The organism is Gaiella occulta, assembly GCF_003351045.1.
Lineage (GTDB): Bacteria > Actinomycetota > Thermoleophilia > Gaiellales > Gaiellaceae > Gaiella > Gaiella occulta.
Window position 1 is genome coordinate 610,201 of record NZ_QQZY01000002.1, and the last position, 14,901, is coordinate 625,101.

Genomic DNA, 14,901 nt, shown 5'->3' on the forward strand with positions numbered 1-14,901 from the left:
TAATCGATCATCGATTCAGCGTGGCGCGCCGCGCTCAGTAGACTCGAGCCGATGCCTCTCGCCCACACGTTCGCCGCGGAGCTCCGGGCCGTGCTCGGCCGCGAGCACGTGCTCACCGAGCCCGAGCAGCTGCGCGTCTACGACTGCGACGGCCTCACCGGCTGGCGCGCGACGCCCGCCGTGGTGGCGCTGCCGGGAGCGACCGGCGAGGTGCAGGCGATCGTGCGGCTGTGCGCCCGCGAGGGCGTCCCCTTCGTCGCGCGCGGAGCCGGTACCGGGCTCTCGGGCGGTGCGCTGCCCGTCGCCGACGGCGTCGTGATCTCGCTCGCGCGCATGAAGCGGATCCTCGAGATCGACCTTGCCGCCCAGCGCGTCGTCGTGCAGGCCGGCGTCGCGAACCTCGACGTCACACGCGCGGTCGCCGGCGACGGCTTCTTCTACGCGCCCGACCCGTCGAGCCAGCAGGTCTGCACGATCGGCGGCAACGTGGCGGAGAACTCCGGCGGCGCCCACTGCCTGAAGAACGGCTTCACCGTCAACCACGTCACCGGTCTCGTCGTCGTGCTGCCCGACGGCGAGCTCGTCGAGCTCGGCGGCAAGGCGCTCGACCCGGACGGGATCGACCTGCTCGGCGCGTTCGTCGGCTCGGAAGGGACGCTCGGGATCGCGACGGAGATCACGCTGCGCATCCTGCGCACGCCGGAGGCGGTGACGACGCAGCTCGCGGCCTTCCGCTCGACCGACGAGGCGGGCGAGGCCGTCTCGGCGATCGTGTCGGCCGGCATCCTCCCGGCTGCGATCGAGATGATGGACCGGCTCACGATCGCCGCCGCCGAGGAGGCGTTCCATCCCGCCTACCCCGAGGGCGCCGAGTCGGTGCTGCTCGTCGAGCTCGACGGCGTCGCCGTGCAGGTCGAGGAGGACGCCGCTCTCGTGGAGCGCATCTGCCGCGACCGCGGCGCCTTCGAGGTGCGGGTGGCCCGTGACGACGCGGAGCGGGCGCTCCTGTGGCTCGGGCGCAAGGGCGCGTTCGCCGCGATGGGGCGGATCTCGCCCGACTACTACGTCCAGGACGGCGTCGTGCCGCGGACGAAGCTGCCGCAGGTGCTGCGGCGCATCGCCGCGCTGTCGGCCGAGCACGGTCTGCGCGTCGGCAACGTCTTCCACGCCGGCGACGGCAACCTGCACCCGCTCGTGCTCTACGACGCCTCCAGGGGGGAGACCGACGCGGCGAAGGCGCTCGCCGACGAGATCCTCGTCGCCTGCCTCGAGGCGGGAGGCTCGCTCACCGGCGAGCACGGCGTCGGCGTCGACAAGGCGTGCTCGATGCCGAAGATGTTCTCGGAGCGCGACCTCGCGTCGTTCGAGCGCCTGCGCCGGGCCTTCGACCCGGACGGGCTCGCGAACCCGGGGAAGGTCGTGCCCACGCCGCGCCTGTGCGGCGAGGTGCCGGGGCCGTACAGGATGCACCCGCTCGAGAGGATGGGCGTTGCCGAGCGCCTCTAGCGTGCGCGTGACGAGCCTGGAGGAGGCGTCTGCCGCGCTGCGCGCGGCGTCGTCGCAGGGCCGCCGCGTGCGCATCGGCGACGACATCGACACGACCGGGCTCGACCGCATCCTCGAGCACGAGGCGGGCGACCTCACGTGCACCGTGGAGGCGGGGATACGGCTCTCGGCCCTGAACGCGGCGCTGGCCCGGCACGGGCAGCGGCTGTCGCTCGACCCGCCGGGCGACCCGACGGTCGGCGCCTGCCTGGCGGGGAACCTGTCGGGCCCGTTGCGGCACCGCTTCGGCGCGCCGCGCGATCTCGTGCTCGGCGTCACGCTCGTGCTCGCCGACGGCACGGTCGCGAACGCGGGCGGCAAGGTGGTCAAGAACGTCGCGGGCTACGACCTCGGCAAGCTCGTCTGCGGGTCTCGCGGCCGCGTCGCCCTGATCGCGCGGGTGAGCCTCCGGCTCCACCCGCTGGCGCCTGCGTCGGCGACGCTCGTCGTCGACAGCGACGACGCCGCCGCGGTGACGGCCGCGCTGATGGCGTCCCGGCTCGTGCCGAGCGCGCTCGACGTCCTGCACCCCGGGCGCGTTGCCGTCCTGTTCGAAGGGGGAAGGGCGTCGGTCGACGCGCAGCTCCGCGCGGCTCGCGACCTCGTCGGAGGGGCGGAGGCGTCCGGCGAGGTGTGGCGGGAGGCACGCGCCCGGCAGGGGGCGGCGCGCGGCCGCCTGCGGTTTTCCCCCGGCGCGCTGCGCGAGGCGCTCTCCGAGCTCGACGAGGCGGTCGCGCGCGCCGCTGCCGGCGTCGCCTACGTGCCCCACCCCACGCCCGACGACACGCCGACCTCCGTGCGCCTCCTGCAGGAGCGCGTCCGCGAGCGCTTCGATCCCGCGGGGACGCTCGCGTGAGCGCTGCCCCCGACGTGCTGCGCTCGCTGGCGAGCGACTGCGTCCACTGCGGCTTCTGCCTGCCCACCTGCCCGACGTACCTGCTGTGGAGCGAGGAGATGGACTCGCCGCGCGGACGCATCCAGCTGATCGAGGCACACCTCGACGGGGAGATCGGGCTCAGCCCCACCGCGGTCACGCACTTCGACCGCTGCCTCGGCTGCATGGCGTGCGTGACGGCCTGCCCGTCGGGCGTGCAGTACGACCGCCTCATCGAGGCGACGCGCGGGACGATCGAGGCCGAGGTGCGGCGGCCGCCCGGCGAGCGGCTCGTGCGCTCGCTGCTCTTCCGGCTGCTGCCGTATCCGCGCCGGATGGCGCCGGCGCTGCGGCTCGCGCCGCTCGGCCGGGCGCTGCCGCTTCCCGGCCGGCTCGGCGCGATGACGGAGATCGCGCCGCCGTGGCGCTCGACCGAGGCGCCGGCGGCGATCACGCCCGCGCGTGGCGAGACGCGCGGGCGTGTCGCCATTCTCACAGGTTGCGTGCAGGCGGTCGTGTTCGGGTCGGTCAACGCGGCGACGGCGCGGGTGCTCGCCGCCGACGGCTACGAGGTGGCCGCCCCGCCGCAGGGCTGCTGCGGCGCCCTCTCGATGCACGCGGGCAGGCTCGAGGAGGGACGCGCCTTCTCCCGCCGCGTGATCGAGGCGCTCGAGGGCGTCGACACGGTCGTCGTGAACGCGTCCGGCTGCGGCTCGCACCTGAGGGAGCTCGGGCACGTGCTGGGCGACGATCCCGCCTGGGCCGAGCGCGCGGCCGCTTTCTCGGCGCGCGTGCGCGATCTGGGCGAGTTCCTCACGGGCGTCGAGCCGCGGGCGCCACGTCACCCGCTCAACCTGAAGGTGGCGATGCAGGACTCGTGCCACCTCCGCCACGCACAGCGGCTGCCGCTCTCGTCGGCGGCATCGCTCGCGCGCATCCCCGGCCTCGAGGTCGTCGAGCCGGCCGAGCAGGACATCTGCTGCGGCAGCGCCGGCATCTACAACGTCACGCAGCCGCATGCGGCCCGGCAGCTCGGCGACCGCAAGGCGGCGCACGTGCTGGCGACGGGAGCGCACGTGTATGCGAGCGCGAACCCGGGCTGCCTCGTGCAGGTGGCGACGGCGCTGCGCCGGCAGAAGCAGCCGCTGCCGGCGCTGCACCCGATCGAGCTCGTCGACGCCTCGATCCGCAACCTCGGCGCGGCGGGCCTGCTGCGCCGGGCCCGTCGATAAAGTACATATATGTGATATAGTCGCCGAACAGTGCGAAGCGGTGATCTCGTCTACCTGGCCCGCACACGAGCAGGCCTGACGCAGGCGCAGCTGGGTGCTCGCGCCGGGATGGCACAGAACGCCGTCTCGCGCATCGAGCGAGGGGAAGTCGATGCGAGCTTCGCGTCCGTGACCAGGCTCGTGCGCGCCTGTGGGCTGGAGCCGCGGATCTCTCTGGCAGCTGGCGACGCTTCCTATGCACGCGACGTTCGCCGTCGGCTCGCGCTGACACCGCTTCAGCGTCTCGAGCTCGGAGTCAACCTCGCGCACGTGGCGCAATCCACGCGGCGCGCCGCGCTCGGCAACGAAGGAGTGGGCAATCGCTCGCGATAGCGGGAACGACACGACCGGGTCGCAGCCCCGGCCGAGCGGCGGGACGCCGCCCCTCCACCTGTTCGACCCCCAGGCGATCCTTGCCACGTTGAAGCGCCGCGGCGTCGAGTTCGTTGTGATCGGCGCCTACGCGGCGGTGACGCAGGGCTGGTCGGAGCCGACGAGCGACATCGACATCACGCCTGACCGGCACGTCCGCAACCTCCAGCGCCTCGCTGACGCCCTTCGCGAGATGGAAGCACAGGTGCTGACTGCCGACGGGGACGCCGACGCGTCGTGGCCGATCGACGACCAGCATCTCCGCCTGCGTGAGACGACGTTCCTGACGACGCGCTTCGGCGACCTCGATGTCGTCCTCAACCCTGCCGCCACCGAGGGATATCCGGACCTTGCGCGGCCGAGCGAGTCGTTCCTTCTCGTCGCCGACGGCATCGAGATCCGAGTTGCCAACCTGGAGCGAGTCATTGCCTCCAAGCGCGCGAGCGACACGCCGAAGGATCGTGATGCCCTTCCCCGCCTCGAGGCGCTGCTGCAACGGCTTCCCAGGAGAGAGCAGTGAGTGGCGAGCGCCGCGGGGAGTGGCACGAATGGCCCTTCGATCCACTCGTGGTGCTTCGTGCGCTCGGCCGGCACCATGTGGAGCACGTCCTCATCGGCGGTCTCGCCGCCGTGTTGCAGGGATCGCCGCTTCCCACCTACGACATCGACATCACGCCCGCGCCCGGCGCGGCCAACCGTCGACGGCTCGTGGCCGCAATGACCGACATCGACGGGATCGTCCTGACCGACGTCGAAGACGCCCAGCGAGCTCTCGGCAAGAAGGCTGATCTGAGCCTGTACACACCCTTCGGGCACATCGATCTGCACCACACACCGGCCGGCTTCGACACCTACGCAGCAGTTCGCCGCAACGCACTCGTGCTGCAGCTCGAGCCAGACCTCACCGTTCTCGTCTCGCCACTCCGGGACATCATCCGCTCTCGCCTCGCAGCCGGCGACGAACGGCAGCTACCCGCGCTCGAAGCCGTCCTCGAGCTCGCGTGAGACCGCAGGGCGGCGCACGTGCTGGCGACGGGAGCGCACGTGTATGCGAGCGCGAACCCGGGCTGCCTCGTGCAGGTGGCGACGGCGCTGCGCCGGCAGAAGCAGCCGCTGCCGGCGCTGCACCCGATCGAGCTCGTCGACGCCTCGATCCGCGACGTCGGCGCGGCGGGCCTGCTGCGCCGGGCCCGCCGCTGAGCGCACTCGACAGTTAGCTGACCGAGCTTGATCACCTCGGCGTGAAGACGGCCTGGATGCCCGACTCATCGTCGGAGACGCGATATCGCCTACCCGCCTCGAGGTTGACCGTGAGGTAGACCGATGTGCCGCTCGGGATCGTCTGCATCGCGCCGAGGAACGTCATCGGCATCGGGCCCGCCGGCAGCTTGCCCGTCGTCTCGATCGACTTGACCCAGCGGTCGACGTCGGCCTTCGTCTTCCCGGGGTTGAGGGTGACGAGGCCGAAGCCACGACCGGTCCCGGCCCGGTTGCGCAGCTCGATCGTCTGCCGGCCGGCCTGCAGCTGCGGGACGACAAACCGCTTCTTTCCGGCCGTGATCACAGCGTCGGCTTTCGGCAGTTGCGCCCCGGAGTCCCCGGTGATCGTGAAGGCTCGAGCCATGCCGAGCTTCGAGTGACGGACACCCTTCGCGTCTGGCACGGCGCAGATGAAGAAGTAGTTCCCCGGCGGGAGCTTCCTCGTGATCGTGATCTCGGCTCCGGGCGTCAGCAGCGGCGGCCCGCCGAAGTCGTGCACCCAGGCGACGTCCTTGCCCCGGTCGAACGCGCGCAGCGCCTGGGCAAACGTGTGGCCCTTGTCGATGCGGCCGAAGGCGAACTCGTGGGGCTCCTTGCCGGTGTTGCGGAACCGCATCGCAACGACGCCGCCTTTGACCACGCTCGGCATCACGTAGGCGTAGTCGGCGGCGTCGACCTCGACCGGGCCGGGTCTCGGCGCGGCACCGTGCGCCGCGGCGACGAAGCCGGCGGCGGCGAGCGCGGGCAGTGCGAGGGCGGGTAGCAGGATCCGTGCACCCATGGGGACGACCTCCTTCTCGGTGACCACCCGAAGCTAGGCCGCTCGGCGCTATCCGTCGTCGCCGCCCGCGGCGATCCTGGATCACTCCCCGGCGCGATCTCGCGGATGCGGATCGCTCCGGCGGCCGATGGCGCGACCGCGGGCGACGGCGTACGGTCTAGCCGTGCCAGGGAGGGTCACCGACCTCATCCACCGCCACGGCGACGCGATCCTCGCCGTCGGCCTGGTCGCCCTGATGATCGTCCAGGTCTGGTCGCTCGACGTCTCCAGGCCCGACAAGCTCGCCACCACGGCCGGCGCGCTGGCCCTGCTGGTGCCGCTCGCCCGCCGCGTTCGCGTGCCGATCACCCTGATGGCTGTCCTCGCCGCTGTCGGGCTCTTGGGACAATGGCTACCCAAGCGCGTGCTCGACGTCGAGGCGTTCGGCCTGATCGTGCTCCTCGTCGTCTACAACGGGGCCGCGCATACCTCAGGCCGCCGTGCGTGGTCGGCCGGGGCGATGACGACCGCTTTCGGGCTCACAGTGCTGGTGACCGACCCCGACGGCGTGACGTTCGGGGGCGTCATCTTCTTCACCCTGCTCTTCGGTGCGCCCTGGCTCGCCGGCTACGTCGTGCAACGCCGCCGGGTGAGCGAGGCGCGCATGCGCTGGGAGCGCGACGCCGCCGAGGCGGCGATCGTCGACGAGCGGGCGCGCATCGCACGCGAGCTGCACGATGTCGTCGCCCATGCGATCAGCGTGATCGTGCTGCAGGCGCGCGGCGGCCGGCGGCTGCTCGACTCCGAGCCCGGCGAGACGCGCGGCGCACTCGACACCATCGAGCACACCGGGCAGCAGGCGCTCGTCGAGATGCGCCGCCTCGTCGGCCTTCTGCGGGAGAGCGACGAGGAGCTCGCGCTCGCCCCTCAGCCGAGCCTCTCGCGGCTCGACGCGCTCGTCGACCAGGTTCGTGTCGCCGGTCTACCCGTCGAGCTGGTCGTCGAGGGCACGCCTGTCGATCTACCTCCGGGCGTCGACCTCTCCGCGTACCGGATCGTCCAGGAGGCGCTGACGAACGCGCTCAAGCACGCGGGCCCGGCACGAGCGCGCGTCATCCTGCGCTACGAGCAGGACCGACTGGAGGTCGACGTCGCCGACGACGGCGCTGGAACGACGAACGGCGACGCCGGCGGTCACGGCCTTGTCGGGATCCGCGAGCGGGTCTCCGTCTACGGGGGCGAGCTCGAAGCAGGGCCCCGCGCAGGCGGCGGCTACGCGGTGTGCGCACGTCTGCCGTACGCGAGCAAGCGATGATCCGCGTCCTCCTCGCCGACGACCAGTCGCTCGTCCGGGCCGGGTTCCGGATGATCCTCAAGGCCGAGCCCGGGATCAAGGTGGCCGGCGAGGCGGACGACGGCGTCGAGGCGGTGGCGCTGGCGCGCCAGCTCCGGCCTGATGTGGTGCTGATGGACATCCGGATGCCGCTGCTCGACGGCATCGAGGCGACACGACAGGTCGTCGTCGACGAGACGAGCCCACGCGTGCTCGTGCTGACGACGTTCGATCTCGACGAGTACGTCTACGGGGCGCTGAGGGCGGGCGCCAGCGGATTCCTGCTCAAGGACGCTCCCGAGCAGCAGCTCGTCTCGGCGATCCGCGTGATCGCAACCGGCGGCTCCCTGTTCGCGCCGTCGGTCACCCGCCGGCTGATCGAGGAGTTCGCACGGCGCAACGGGCCGCCGTTGCGACCACCCACGCTCGAGACGCTGACGGCGCGCGAGGTCGACGTCCTCCGCCTCGTCGCCCGTGGCTCGACGAACGCCGAGATCGCCGCAGAGCTCGTCGTCAGCGAGCACACGGTGAAGACGCACGTCGCCCACCTCCTGCGGAAGCTCGACCTGCGCGACCGCACCCAGGCGGTTGTGGTCGCCTACGAGTCGGGCCTCGTGCGACCGGGCGACCGGTAGCGCTCGATCATCGCAACGAATCGCCGCTCGAGGTCGGCTCTGTGCGCCCTCATCGTTCGACGCTCTTCTGCGCTCGTCTGCAACCAGGTCTTCTCGGCGCAGAGGCGTCGCACCTTGCGTCCGAGAACGTCGTCGTCGGCGCGGCAGTCGGGAAACGCGGGCAACCGCCGGGTTGGGCCGTCGCCTGCCGCAACCTCGTGCTGCCCTCCGCTCACGCCCGCCGCAAGACGCCGCTCAGGACACGGCCGACACAGCCGGCCGCAGCTCGTCGAGCCGGTCGACGCGCGCCAGTGCCGGGAAGAAGCGCGTCCAGCCGACGGCGATCGCGACGGTGAGCACGCCGCCGACGACGACGGCGGGCACGGCGCCGACGAGCGCGGCCGCGAGCCCGGACTCGAACGCGCCGAGCTCGTTCGACGCGCTGATGAAGACCATCTCGACGGCGTTGACGCGTCCGCGCAGCTCGTCGGGGGTGACGAGCGGCAGGATCGTCTGCCGCAGCACGACGCTCACCATGTCGACGGCGCCGCCGGCGGCGAGCGCGAGCAGCGAGAGCCAGATCGACGTCGACAGGCCGAAGACCACGATCGAGACGCCGTAGAGCGCGACGACCGTGAGCAGCGTGCGGCCCGCCCGCTCCCGCACCGGGCGGCGCGTGAGCACGATCGCGGCGAGGAGCGCGCCCGCGGCGGGCGCCGCGCGAAGGATGCCGAGGCCCGCGGGACCGACGCCGAGGATGTCCTTCGCGAACACCGGCAGGAGCGCCACGGCCCCGCCGAACAGCACCGCGAAGAGGTCGAGAGAGATCGCGCCGAGCAGGACGGGCGTGCGGCGAACGAGGCGAACGCCGCCGAGCAGGCTCGCGAGATCCGGCGCCGCTCCGCCGGCGGGGTCGCGCCCGGCGCGCAGGAGAAGCGTCGCCGCCAGAGCGACGACGGAGAGCGCGGCCGAGACGCCGTACACGAGATCGGCTCGCAGCGCGAAGAGCAGGCCGCCGAGTGCCGGGCCTCCGATCACCGAGGCCTGGAAGACGACGGATCGCTGCGCCAGGGCCCGCACGAGCACCTCACGCGGCACGAGCGACGGCGTCAGCGCCCGCGAAGCCGGCGAGCCGAGCGACGCCGCGACGCCGGTTGCGAACGCGAGCAGGAAGAACGGCCATGTCCGGTCGGCGCCCGCGCGCGTGACGGCGAGCAGCCCGACGGCCACGGCCGCCTCCAGCGCGATCGCGAGCGCGAGGAGCGTGCGACGGGGGAAGCGGTCGGCGAGGTGCCCGGCGGGCAGCGCGAGCAGCGGCAGCGGGATGAACATCGCGAGCCCCACGAGCCCGAGGTCGAGCGGGTCGCCGTGCACGGCGTACACCTGCCAGCCGACGGCGACGAAGGACATCTCGAGCGCGAACCCCGACGCGAGCATGACGCCGAGGAAGAGGACGAAATCACGGTGCCGGAGCGGTGAGTCGACTGCCCGCACCGTCGCATGGGGCGGCGCTACGCCGCCTCCCCGTTCTCGTCCACGTGCTCCGGCGCCGACAGGAACTCCACTTCGAGACGCTGGATGCGCGAGCCCTCCACCTCTCTGACGGTGAATCGCAGCCCGTCCGAGCGCACCTCGTCGCCCGGCTCGGCGGCACGACCGAGCAGGTCGAACACGTAGCCGGCGACCGTGTGGTAGTCCTCGTGCTCGAGCGCCGTCCCGAACTCCTCGTTGAAGTCGTCGATCGGGAAGGTGCCGTCGATGCGGATCGTCGTCTCGTCGACCCGCTCGACCGACTCGTCCGGCAGGTCGAACTCGTCCTCGATCTCGCCGACGATCTCCTCCAGCAGGTCCTCGAGCGTGACGATCCCCTGCGTGGCGCCGTACTCGTCGACGACGATCGACATGTGCTGGTTCGTGCGGCGGAACTCCGCCAGCAGCGACGCCAGATCCTTCGTCTCGGGCACGACGTAGGCGGGCCGCAGCAGCTCGGCGAGCTCGACGTCGGCGATGCCGCGGTCGTTGAGCGCGGAGACGAGGTCGCGCACGTGCAGGATGCCGACGATGTCGTCGAGGGACTCGCGGAAGACGGGGTAGCGCGTGTAGGGGGAGTCGAGCACGGCGCGCAGCGCCTCCTCGGGCGGCATCTCGACGGAGATCGCGACGACCTCCGGCCGCGGCACCATCACGTCCGAGGCTTCCTTCTCGGCGAAGTCGAAGACCTTGTACAGCATCTCCTCCTCGGCCGTCTGGATCTCGCCGACGTCTTCGGCCGCCGCGACCGAATGGCGGATGTCCTCACGGGTGAAGGCGATCATTCCCGCCGGCGCGGGCTTGACGCGGAGCACCCTCAGCGCTGCGTTGGCGGAGTGGTTCAGCACCCAGACGAGCGGATACGCGGCCCGCGAGAGCACGTCGATCGGGGCGGCGAGCGCGACGGCGATCCGCTCCGCCTTCTGCAGCGCGATCGCCTTGGGCACGAGCTCGCCGAGCGTGACGCTCAGGTAGGTGAGCGCGGCGAACGAGATCGCGAACGCGATCCCGCGGGAGACGAAGTCGAAGTAGCGCGAGACCAGCGGCTCGCCGATCGCACCGAGCGCGATTCCGAAGACGGTGATCCCGACCTGGACGGAGCTGATGAAGCGAACCGGCTCGTCCATCAGGTTGAGCGCCGTTCGTGCGCCCCGGCTTCCGCGTTCCGCTCGTTCCTCGAGCCGGCTGCGACGGGCCGTGACGAGGGCGTACTCGGCCGCAACGAAGACCGCGTTCCCGAGCACGAGCGAGAGAACGAGGGCGATCCGCACGGAGTCGCTCACGCCGAAGCCCGGCATCTGCGTCCGGAGGGATGTTCAGGTGTGAGCGCCCCGGTCGTCGGGGCGCCGGTACTGGGCGGCAGCTCGCCTTCCACTCAGCCCGCAGTATAGGAAACGCCGTGGACGTCCTCGTGCCGGTCGGCGCGCCCCTCGCGCACGAGCCGCTCGAGATGGGAGAGCGTCTCCGCCACCGCGAAGCGCCGCGCGGCCGGCTTGAGGTCGGCGCCGAAGAGCGGGAACGACACCTGGTAGCCGCTGCGGGGCTCGCGCCCGAGCGCGCCAGCCGTGACGTCGAGCCGCTCGCGGTGATGGGCGATCAGCTCCCGCGCCCGCCCGACCGGGTCGTCGACGAGGTCGCCGTGGCCGGGGAGCGCCAGGCGCGGCGCGAGCGCGATCGTGCGCTCGAGCGCGCCCAGGTAGTCGCCGAGCGGGTCGGGCCGGCTCGCGGGCCAGAGCCCGACGGTCGGGGTGATGCGCCCGAGCAGGTGGTCGGCGGCGACGAGGACGCCGTCCTTGAGCAGGGTCAGCTGGCCGTCGGCGTGACCCGGGGCGGCGACCACCTCCCAGCCGTCGACGTGGTCGCCCTCGTCGAGCAGGCGCGGCTCGGCCGGGTAGCGGATGAACGGGCGGTAGAAGGAGCCCTGCGCGATCAGCTCGTGCGTCACCTCGGGCGGGACGCCGTTGCGCGCGAACCAGCCGACGAGCACCTGCGCCCAATCGTCGCTCGCCCAGACGCGCACGCACTGCTCGTGGTCGAGCCTGCCCTGCGCGACGGGCGCGGCGGTGAGCGCTGCGACGTCGGCGGCGGCGCCGACGTGGTCGGGGTGGAAGTGGGTGATGACGATGCGCGCGACCGGGCCCTCGAGGCCGCGCAGCTCGTCCGCCCAGCGCTCGCCCGCATCCGGCAGTCCCAGGCCCGTGTCGACGAGCGTCCAGCCGTCCTCGCCGGGAAGCAGGTACGCGTGCACGTGCCCCGGCCTGACCGGCAGGGGGAGCGTGACACGGCGCAGGCCGCCCGGGAGCTCGTCCATGCCACGACTCTAGCCGCCCGCCGCGAATCAGAAGATTGACTTATTCGATGGATAAGTAGTCGTCATTCCCTGATATCCTCCCGGGCGATGACGACGGACGTCGCGACGCTGCTGCCCGGCACGGATGTCGAGGCGCTCACCGCCCCCGAGGTGCTCGGGGTGATGGTCGAGCACTTCCATCCGAGCCTCTCGCTCGCGTGCTCCTTCCAGAAGGAGGAGGCGGTGCTGCTCGACATGCTGCTCGCGATCGAGCCCGGCGCGCGCGTGTTCGCGCTCGACACGCACGTCCTCTTCCCCGAGACCTACGACGTCTGGCGGGCCGTCGAGAAGCGCTACGGCGTCCGCGTCGAGGTCTACCAGGGGCCGTCGCTGGGACGGCAGGCAGCCGCGCACGGCGACGCGCTGTGGGCCTCGAACCCGGCGCTCTGCTGCGCGATCCGCAAGGTCGGCCCGCTCGGCGAGGCCCTCTCCGGCCTGCGCGGGTGGATCACCGGCATGCGCCGCGATCAGTCGCCGACGCGTGCCGGGGCACCGAAGATCGCGTGGGACGAGAGGCACGAGCTGTGGAAGGCGAACCCGCTCGCCGACTGGAGGGACGGCGACGTGTGGGCGTACATCCACGAGCGCGAGCTGCCCTACAACCGCCTGCACGACCGGGGCTACGCGTCGATCGGCTGCACCCACTGCACGCTGCCGGGCGACGGCCGCGAGGGCCGCTGGGCCGGCAGCGACAAGACCGAGTGCGGGCTGCACCTCGACGCATGAGGACGGCGGTGCACCTCACCCACCTCGACGAGCTCGAGGCGGAGGCGATCCACATCATGCGCGAGGTCGCCGCCGAGCTGGAGCGGCCGGTGCTGCTGTTCTCCGGCGGCAAGGACTCGATCGTGCTGCTGCGCCTCGCCGAGAAGGCGTTCCGCCCCGGCCGCTTCCCGTTCCCGCTCATGCACGTCGACACCGGCCACAACTTCCCCGAGGTGATCGAGTTCCGCGATCGCCGCGTGGCGGAGCTGGGCGAGCGGCTCGTCGTCGCCTCCGTGCAGGAGTCGATCGACAGGGGCCGGGTCGTCGAGCAGACGGGCCCGCGCGCCTCGCGCAACCAGCTGCAGACGACGACGCTGCTCGACGCGATGGCGGAGCACGCCTTCGACGCCGCGATCGGCGGCGCGCGGCGCGACGAGGAGCGCTCGCGCGCGAAGGAGCGGATCTTCTCGTTCCGCGACGACTTCGGGCAGTGGGATCCGCGCGCGCAGCGCCCGGAGCTGTGGAGCCTCTACAACGGCAAGATCCGCAAGGGCGAGCAGGTGCGGGTGTTCCCGATCTCCAACTGGACGGAGCTCGACGTGTGGCAGTACGTCGCGCGCGAGCGCCTCGAGCTGCCGTCGATCTACTACGCGCACGAGCGCGAGGTGTTCGAGCGCGACGGGATGCTGTATGCCGCGAGCGACGTCGTGGAGCGCTACGAGCACGAGGTCCCGTTCAGGGAGTGGGTGCGGTTCCGCACCGTCGGCGACATGTCCTGCACGGGTGCCGTGCGCTCGCGCGCGACGAGCCTGCACGAGGTCGTCGCGGAGATCGCGTCGACGCGCGTGACCGAGCGCGGCGAGACGCGGGCGGACGACCGCGCGTCCGAGGCGGCGATGGAGGACCGCAAGCGTGTCGGATATTTCTGACGCCGCGGAGCTCGCCGAGCTGCTCGGCGGCGAGGCCGCCTCGTCCGACCTGCTGCGCCTCGTCACCTGCGGCTCCGTCGACGACGGCAAGTCGACGCTGATCGGGCGTCTGCTCTACGACACCAAGCAGGTGCTCGTCGACCAGATGGAGCACGTCGCGCAGACGAGCGAGCGCCGCGGCGACGGCTACGTCAACCTGGCGCTGCTCACCGACGGGCTGCGCGCCGAGCGCGAGCAGGGGATCACGATCGACGTCGCCTACCGCTCCTTCGTGACCGCGAAGCGCCGCTTCCAGCTCGCCGACGCGCCGGGGCACGTGCAGTACACGCGCAACATGGTCACCGGCGCCTCCACCGCCGACGTCGCCGTCGTCCTGCTCGACGCGCGCAAGGGCGTGATCGAGCAGACGCGGCGGCACGCGCTGATCGCGTCGCTGCTCGCCGTCCCCCACCTCGTCTTCGCCGTCAACAAGATGGACCTCGCCGGCTTCGACGAGGCGCGCTTCCGCGAGATCGAGGGCGAGCTCGACACGCTGACCGCGCAGCTCGGCGTCGGGGACGCGTTCGCGATCCCGATCGCGGCGCTCCACGGCGACAACGTCGTCGAGCCCTCCCCGCGCATGCCCTGGTGGACCGGCTCGACGCTGCTCGCCCATCTGGAGGCGATCGAGACCGCCGGCGACCGCAACCTCGCCGACCGCCGCTTCCCCGTGCAGTGGGTGATCCGCCCCATGTCCGACGAGCACCACGACTACCGCGGCTACGCGGGACAGGTCGCCGGCGGGATCTGGCACGCGGGCGACGACGTGCTCGTTCTGCCGTCCGGGCTGCGGACGCGCGTGCTCGCGGTCGAGTCGGCGGACGGCCCGATCGACGCGGCGGTGCCGGGCATGTCGGTGACGATCCGGCTCGAGGACGAGATCGACGTGCCGCGCGGCGACATGCTCGTCGACCCCGACGACCGGCCGGCAACGGCACGCGAGCTCGAGGCCACGGTCTGCTGGATGAGCGAGCGGCCGCTGCAGCCGGGCGCCCGGCTCGCCGTCAAGCACACGACGCGCACCGTGCGCGCGATCGTCGAGGGCATCGACGGCGTCGTCGACATGGACACGCTCGAGCAGCACGAAGCCGCGGAGATGGCGTTGAACGACATCGGCACGGTGCGGCTCCGGCTGTCCGGCCCGCTGATGGTCGACCCGTACGCCGTCAACCGCGCCACCGGCTCGTTCATCCTCATCGACGAGGCCACGAACGACACTGTCGCCGCCGGCATGGTGCGCTCGGTGCGCGCCTAGACGCATCCGCCGTAAGACGGCGGCTCGCGGGCGCCGACTTCCGGGCGATGATTCCGCGCCGAAG

The 14,901-nt window shown here is 72.1% G+C and carries 16 protein-coding genes; 12 read left to right on the top strand and 4 right to left on the bottom strand.

The window, feature by feature from the left end:
• Nucleotides 1-51 precede the first annotated feature (51 nt).
• The 7 genes from Gocc_RS06755 to Gocc_RS16075 all read left to right on the top strand — a co-directional run bounded on the left by Gocc_RS06755 (nucleotide 52) and on the right by Gocc_RS16075 (nucleotide 5,262).
• Nucleotides 52-1,506, top strand: a complete 1,455-nt coding sequence (locus Gocc_RS06755; protein WP_114795745.1) for an FAD-linked oxidase C-terminal domain-containing protein — start codon at nucleotides 52-54, stop codon at nucleotides 1,504-1,506.
• A complete protein-coding gene (locus Gocc_RS06760; protein WP_114795746.1) occupies nucleotides 1,490-2,401 on the top strand; it encodes an FAD-binding oxidoreductase in 912 nt (303 codons plus the stop codon). The genes Gocc_RS06755 and Gocc_RS06760 overlap by 17 nt, the downstream gene beginning before the upstream one ends.
• Entirely contained in the window at nucleotides 2,398-3,651 is a 1,254-nt protein-coding gene (locus Gocc_RS06765) for a heterodisulfide reductase-related iron-sulfur binding cluster (protein ID WP_114795747.1), read from the top strand. Before Gocc_RS06760 ends, Gocc_RS06765 begins: the two co-directional genes overlap by 4 nt.
• Before the next feature lie 30 nt (nucleotides 3,652-3,681).
• Nucleotides 3,682-4,023: a helix-turn-helix domain-containing protein gene (locus Gocc_RS17070; RefSeq protein ID WP_114795748.1), complete on the top strand. Its 342-nt coding sequence runs from the start codon at nucleotides 3,682-3,684 to the stop codon at nucleotides 4,021-4,023.
• Nucleotides 4,024-4,111: 88 nt separating this feature from the next.
• The gene (locus Gocc_RS06775; RefSeq protein ID WP_114795749.1) at nucleotides 4,112-4,582 is read left to right on the top strand and encodes a hypothetical protein; all 471 of its coding nucleotides are present in this window, start codon (nucleotides 4,112-4,114) and stop codon (nucleotides 4,580-4,582) included.
• A complete protein-coding gene (locus Gocc_RS06780; RefSeq protein WP_147281202.1) occupies nucleotides 4,579-5,067 on the top strand; it encodes a hypothetical protein in 489 nt (162 codons plus the stop codon). The genes Gocc_RS06775 and Gocc_RS06780 overlap by 4 nt, the downstream gene beginning before the upstream one ends.
• An 18-nt stretch (nucleotides 5,068-5,085) precedes the next feature.
• The gene (locus Gocc_RS16075; RefSeq protein ID WP_181813435.1) at nucleotides 5,086-5,262 is read left to right on the top strand and encodes a hypothetical protein; all 177 of its coding nucleotides are present in this window, start codon (nucleotides 5,086-5,088) and stop codon (nucleotides 5,260-5,262) included.
• Between the two features lie 31 nt (nucleotides 5,263-5,293).
• Here the strand turns inward: Gocc_RS16075 and Gocc_RS06785 are convergent, their stop codons facing one another.
• Complete coding sequence (locus Gocc_RS06785; protein ID WP_147281203.1) at nucleotides 5,294-6,103, bottom strand: cupredoxin domain-containing protein; 810 nt, start codon at nucleotides 6,101-6,103, stop codon at nucleotides 5,294-5,296.
• 163 nt (nucleotides 6,104-6,266) lie between these two features.
• On the opposite strand from Gocc_RS06785, the gene Gocc_RS06790 reads away from it, so the two are divergent.
• On the top strand, nucleotides 6,267-7,397 hold the full coding sequence (locus tag Gocc_RS06790) for a sensor histidine kinase (protein WP_220150490.1): 1,131 nt from the start codon (nucleotides 6,267-6,269) through the stop codon (nucleotides 7,395-7,397).
• Nucleotides 7,394-8,050, top strand: a complete 657-nt coding sequence (locus Gocc_RS06795; RefSeq protein ID WP_114795753.1) for a response regulator — start codon at nucleotides 7,394-7,396, stop codon at nucleotides 8,048-8,050. The genes Gocc_RS06790 and Gocc_RS06795 overlap by 4 nt, the downstream gene beginning before the upstream one ends.
• Nucleotides 8,051-8,284: 234 nt before the next feature.
• On the opposite strand, the gene Gocc_RS06800 is transcribed toward Gocc_RS06795, so the two are convergent.
• The 3 genes from Gocc_RS06800 to Gocc_RS06810 all read right to left on the bottom strand — a co-directional run bounded on the left by Gocc_RS06800 (nucleotide 8,285) and on the right by Gocc_RS06810 (nucleotide 11,870).
• Nucleotides 8,285-9,523, bottom strand: coding sequence for an MFS transporter (locus tag Gocc_RS06800; protein WP_220150491.1), 1,239 nt, complete (start codon nucleotides 9,521-9,523; stop codon nucleotides 8,285-8,287).
• A gap of 17 nt (nucleotides 9,524-9,540) precedes the next feature.
• Nucleotides 9,541-10,842: a hemolysin family protein gene (locus tag Gocc_RS06805; protein WP_181813436.1), complete on the bottom strand. Its 1,302-nt coding sequence runs from the start codon at nucleotides 10,840-10,842 to the stop codon at nucleotides 9,541-9,543.
• Nucleotides 10,843-10,934: 92 nt separating this feature from the next.
• The gene (locus tag Gocc_RS06810; protein ID WP_114795755.1) at nucleotides 10,935-11,870 is read right to left on the bottom strand and encodes an MBL fold metallo-hydrolase; all 936 of its coding nucleotides are present in this window, start codon (nucleotides 11,868-11,870) and stop codon (nucleotides 10,935-10,937) included.
• 87 nt (nucleotides 11,871-11,957) lie between these two features.
• Between Gocc_RS06810 and Gocc_RS06815 the strand changes: the two genes are divergently transcribed.
• Genes Gocc_RS06815 through Gocc_RS06825 form a run of 3 tightly spaced genes read left to right on the top strand, consistent with a single transcriptional unit; the run spans nucleotide 11,958 to nucleotide 14,837 of the window.
• Nucleotides 11,958-12,635, top strand: coding sequence for a phosphoadenylyl-sulfate reductase (locus Gocc_RS06815; protein ID WP_114795756.1), 678 nt, complete (start codon nucleotides 11,958-11,960; stop codon nucleotides 12,633-12,635).
• On the top strand, nucleotides 12,632-13,543 hold the full coding sequence (gene cysD / locus Gocc_RS06820; protein WP_114795757.1) for a sulfate adenylyltransferase subunit CysD: 912 nt from the start codon (nucleotides 12,632-12,634) through the stop codon (nucleotides 13,541-13,543). Before Gocc_RS06815 ends, cysD begins: the two co-directional genes overlap by 4 nt.
• The gene (locus tag Gocc_RS06825) at nucleotides 13,536-14,837 is read left to right on the top strand and encodes a sulfate adenylyltransferase subunit 1 (RefSeq protein ID WP_422717986.1); all 1,302 of its coding nucleotides are present in this window, start codon (nucleotides 13,536-13,538) and stop codon (nucleotides 14,835-14,837) included. The genes cysD and Gocc_RS06825 overlap by 8 nt, the downstream gene beginning before the upstream one ends.
• The last annotated feature ends 64 nt before the right edge of the window (nucleotides 14,838-14,901 follow it).

Bases quoted from the DNA above. Each gene is read 5' to 3' on its own strand.
- Gocc_RS06755 (WP_114795745.1), top strand. From the start codon at position 52: ATGCCTCTCGCCCACACGTTCGCCGCGGAGCTCCGGGCCGTGCTCGGC.
- Gocc_RS06795 (WP_114795753.1), top strand. From the start codon at position 7,394: ATGATCCGCGTCCTCCTCGCCGACGACCAGTCGCTCGTCCGGGCCGGG.
- Gocc_RS06810 (WP_114795755.1), bottom strand. From the start codon at position 11,870: ATGGACGAGCTCCCGGGCGGCCTGCGCCGTGTCACGCTCCCCCTGCCG.
- Gocc_RS06815 (WP_114795756.1), top strand. From the start codon at position 11,958: ATGACGACGGACGTCGCGACGCTGCTGCCCGGCACGGATGTCGAGGCG.
- Gocc_RS06785 (WP_147281203.1), bottom strand. From the start codon at position 6,103: ATGGGTGCACGGATCCTGCTACCCGCCCTCGCACTGCCCGCGCTCGCC.
- cysD (WP_114795757.1), top strand. From the start codon at position 12,632: ATGAGGACGGCGGTGCACCTCACCCACCTCGACGAGCTCGAGGCGGAG.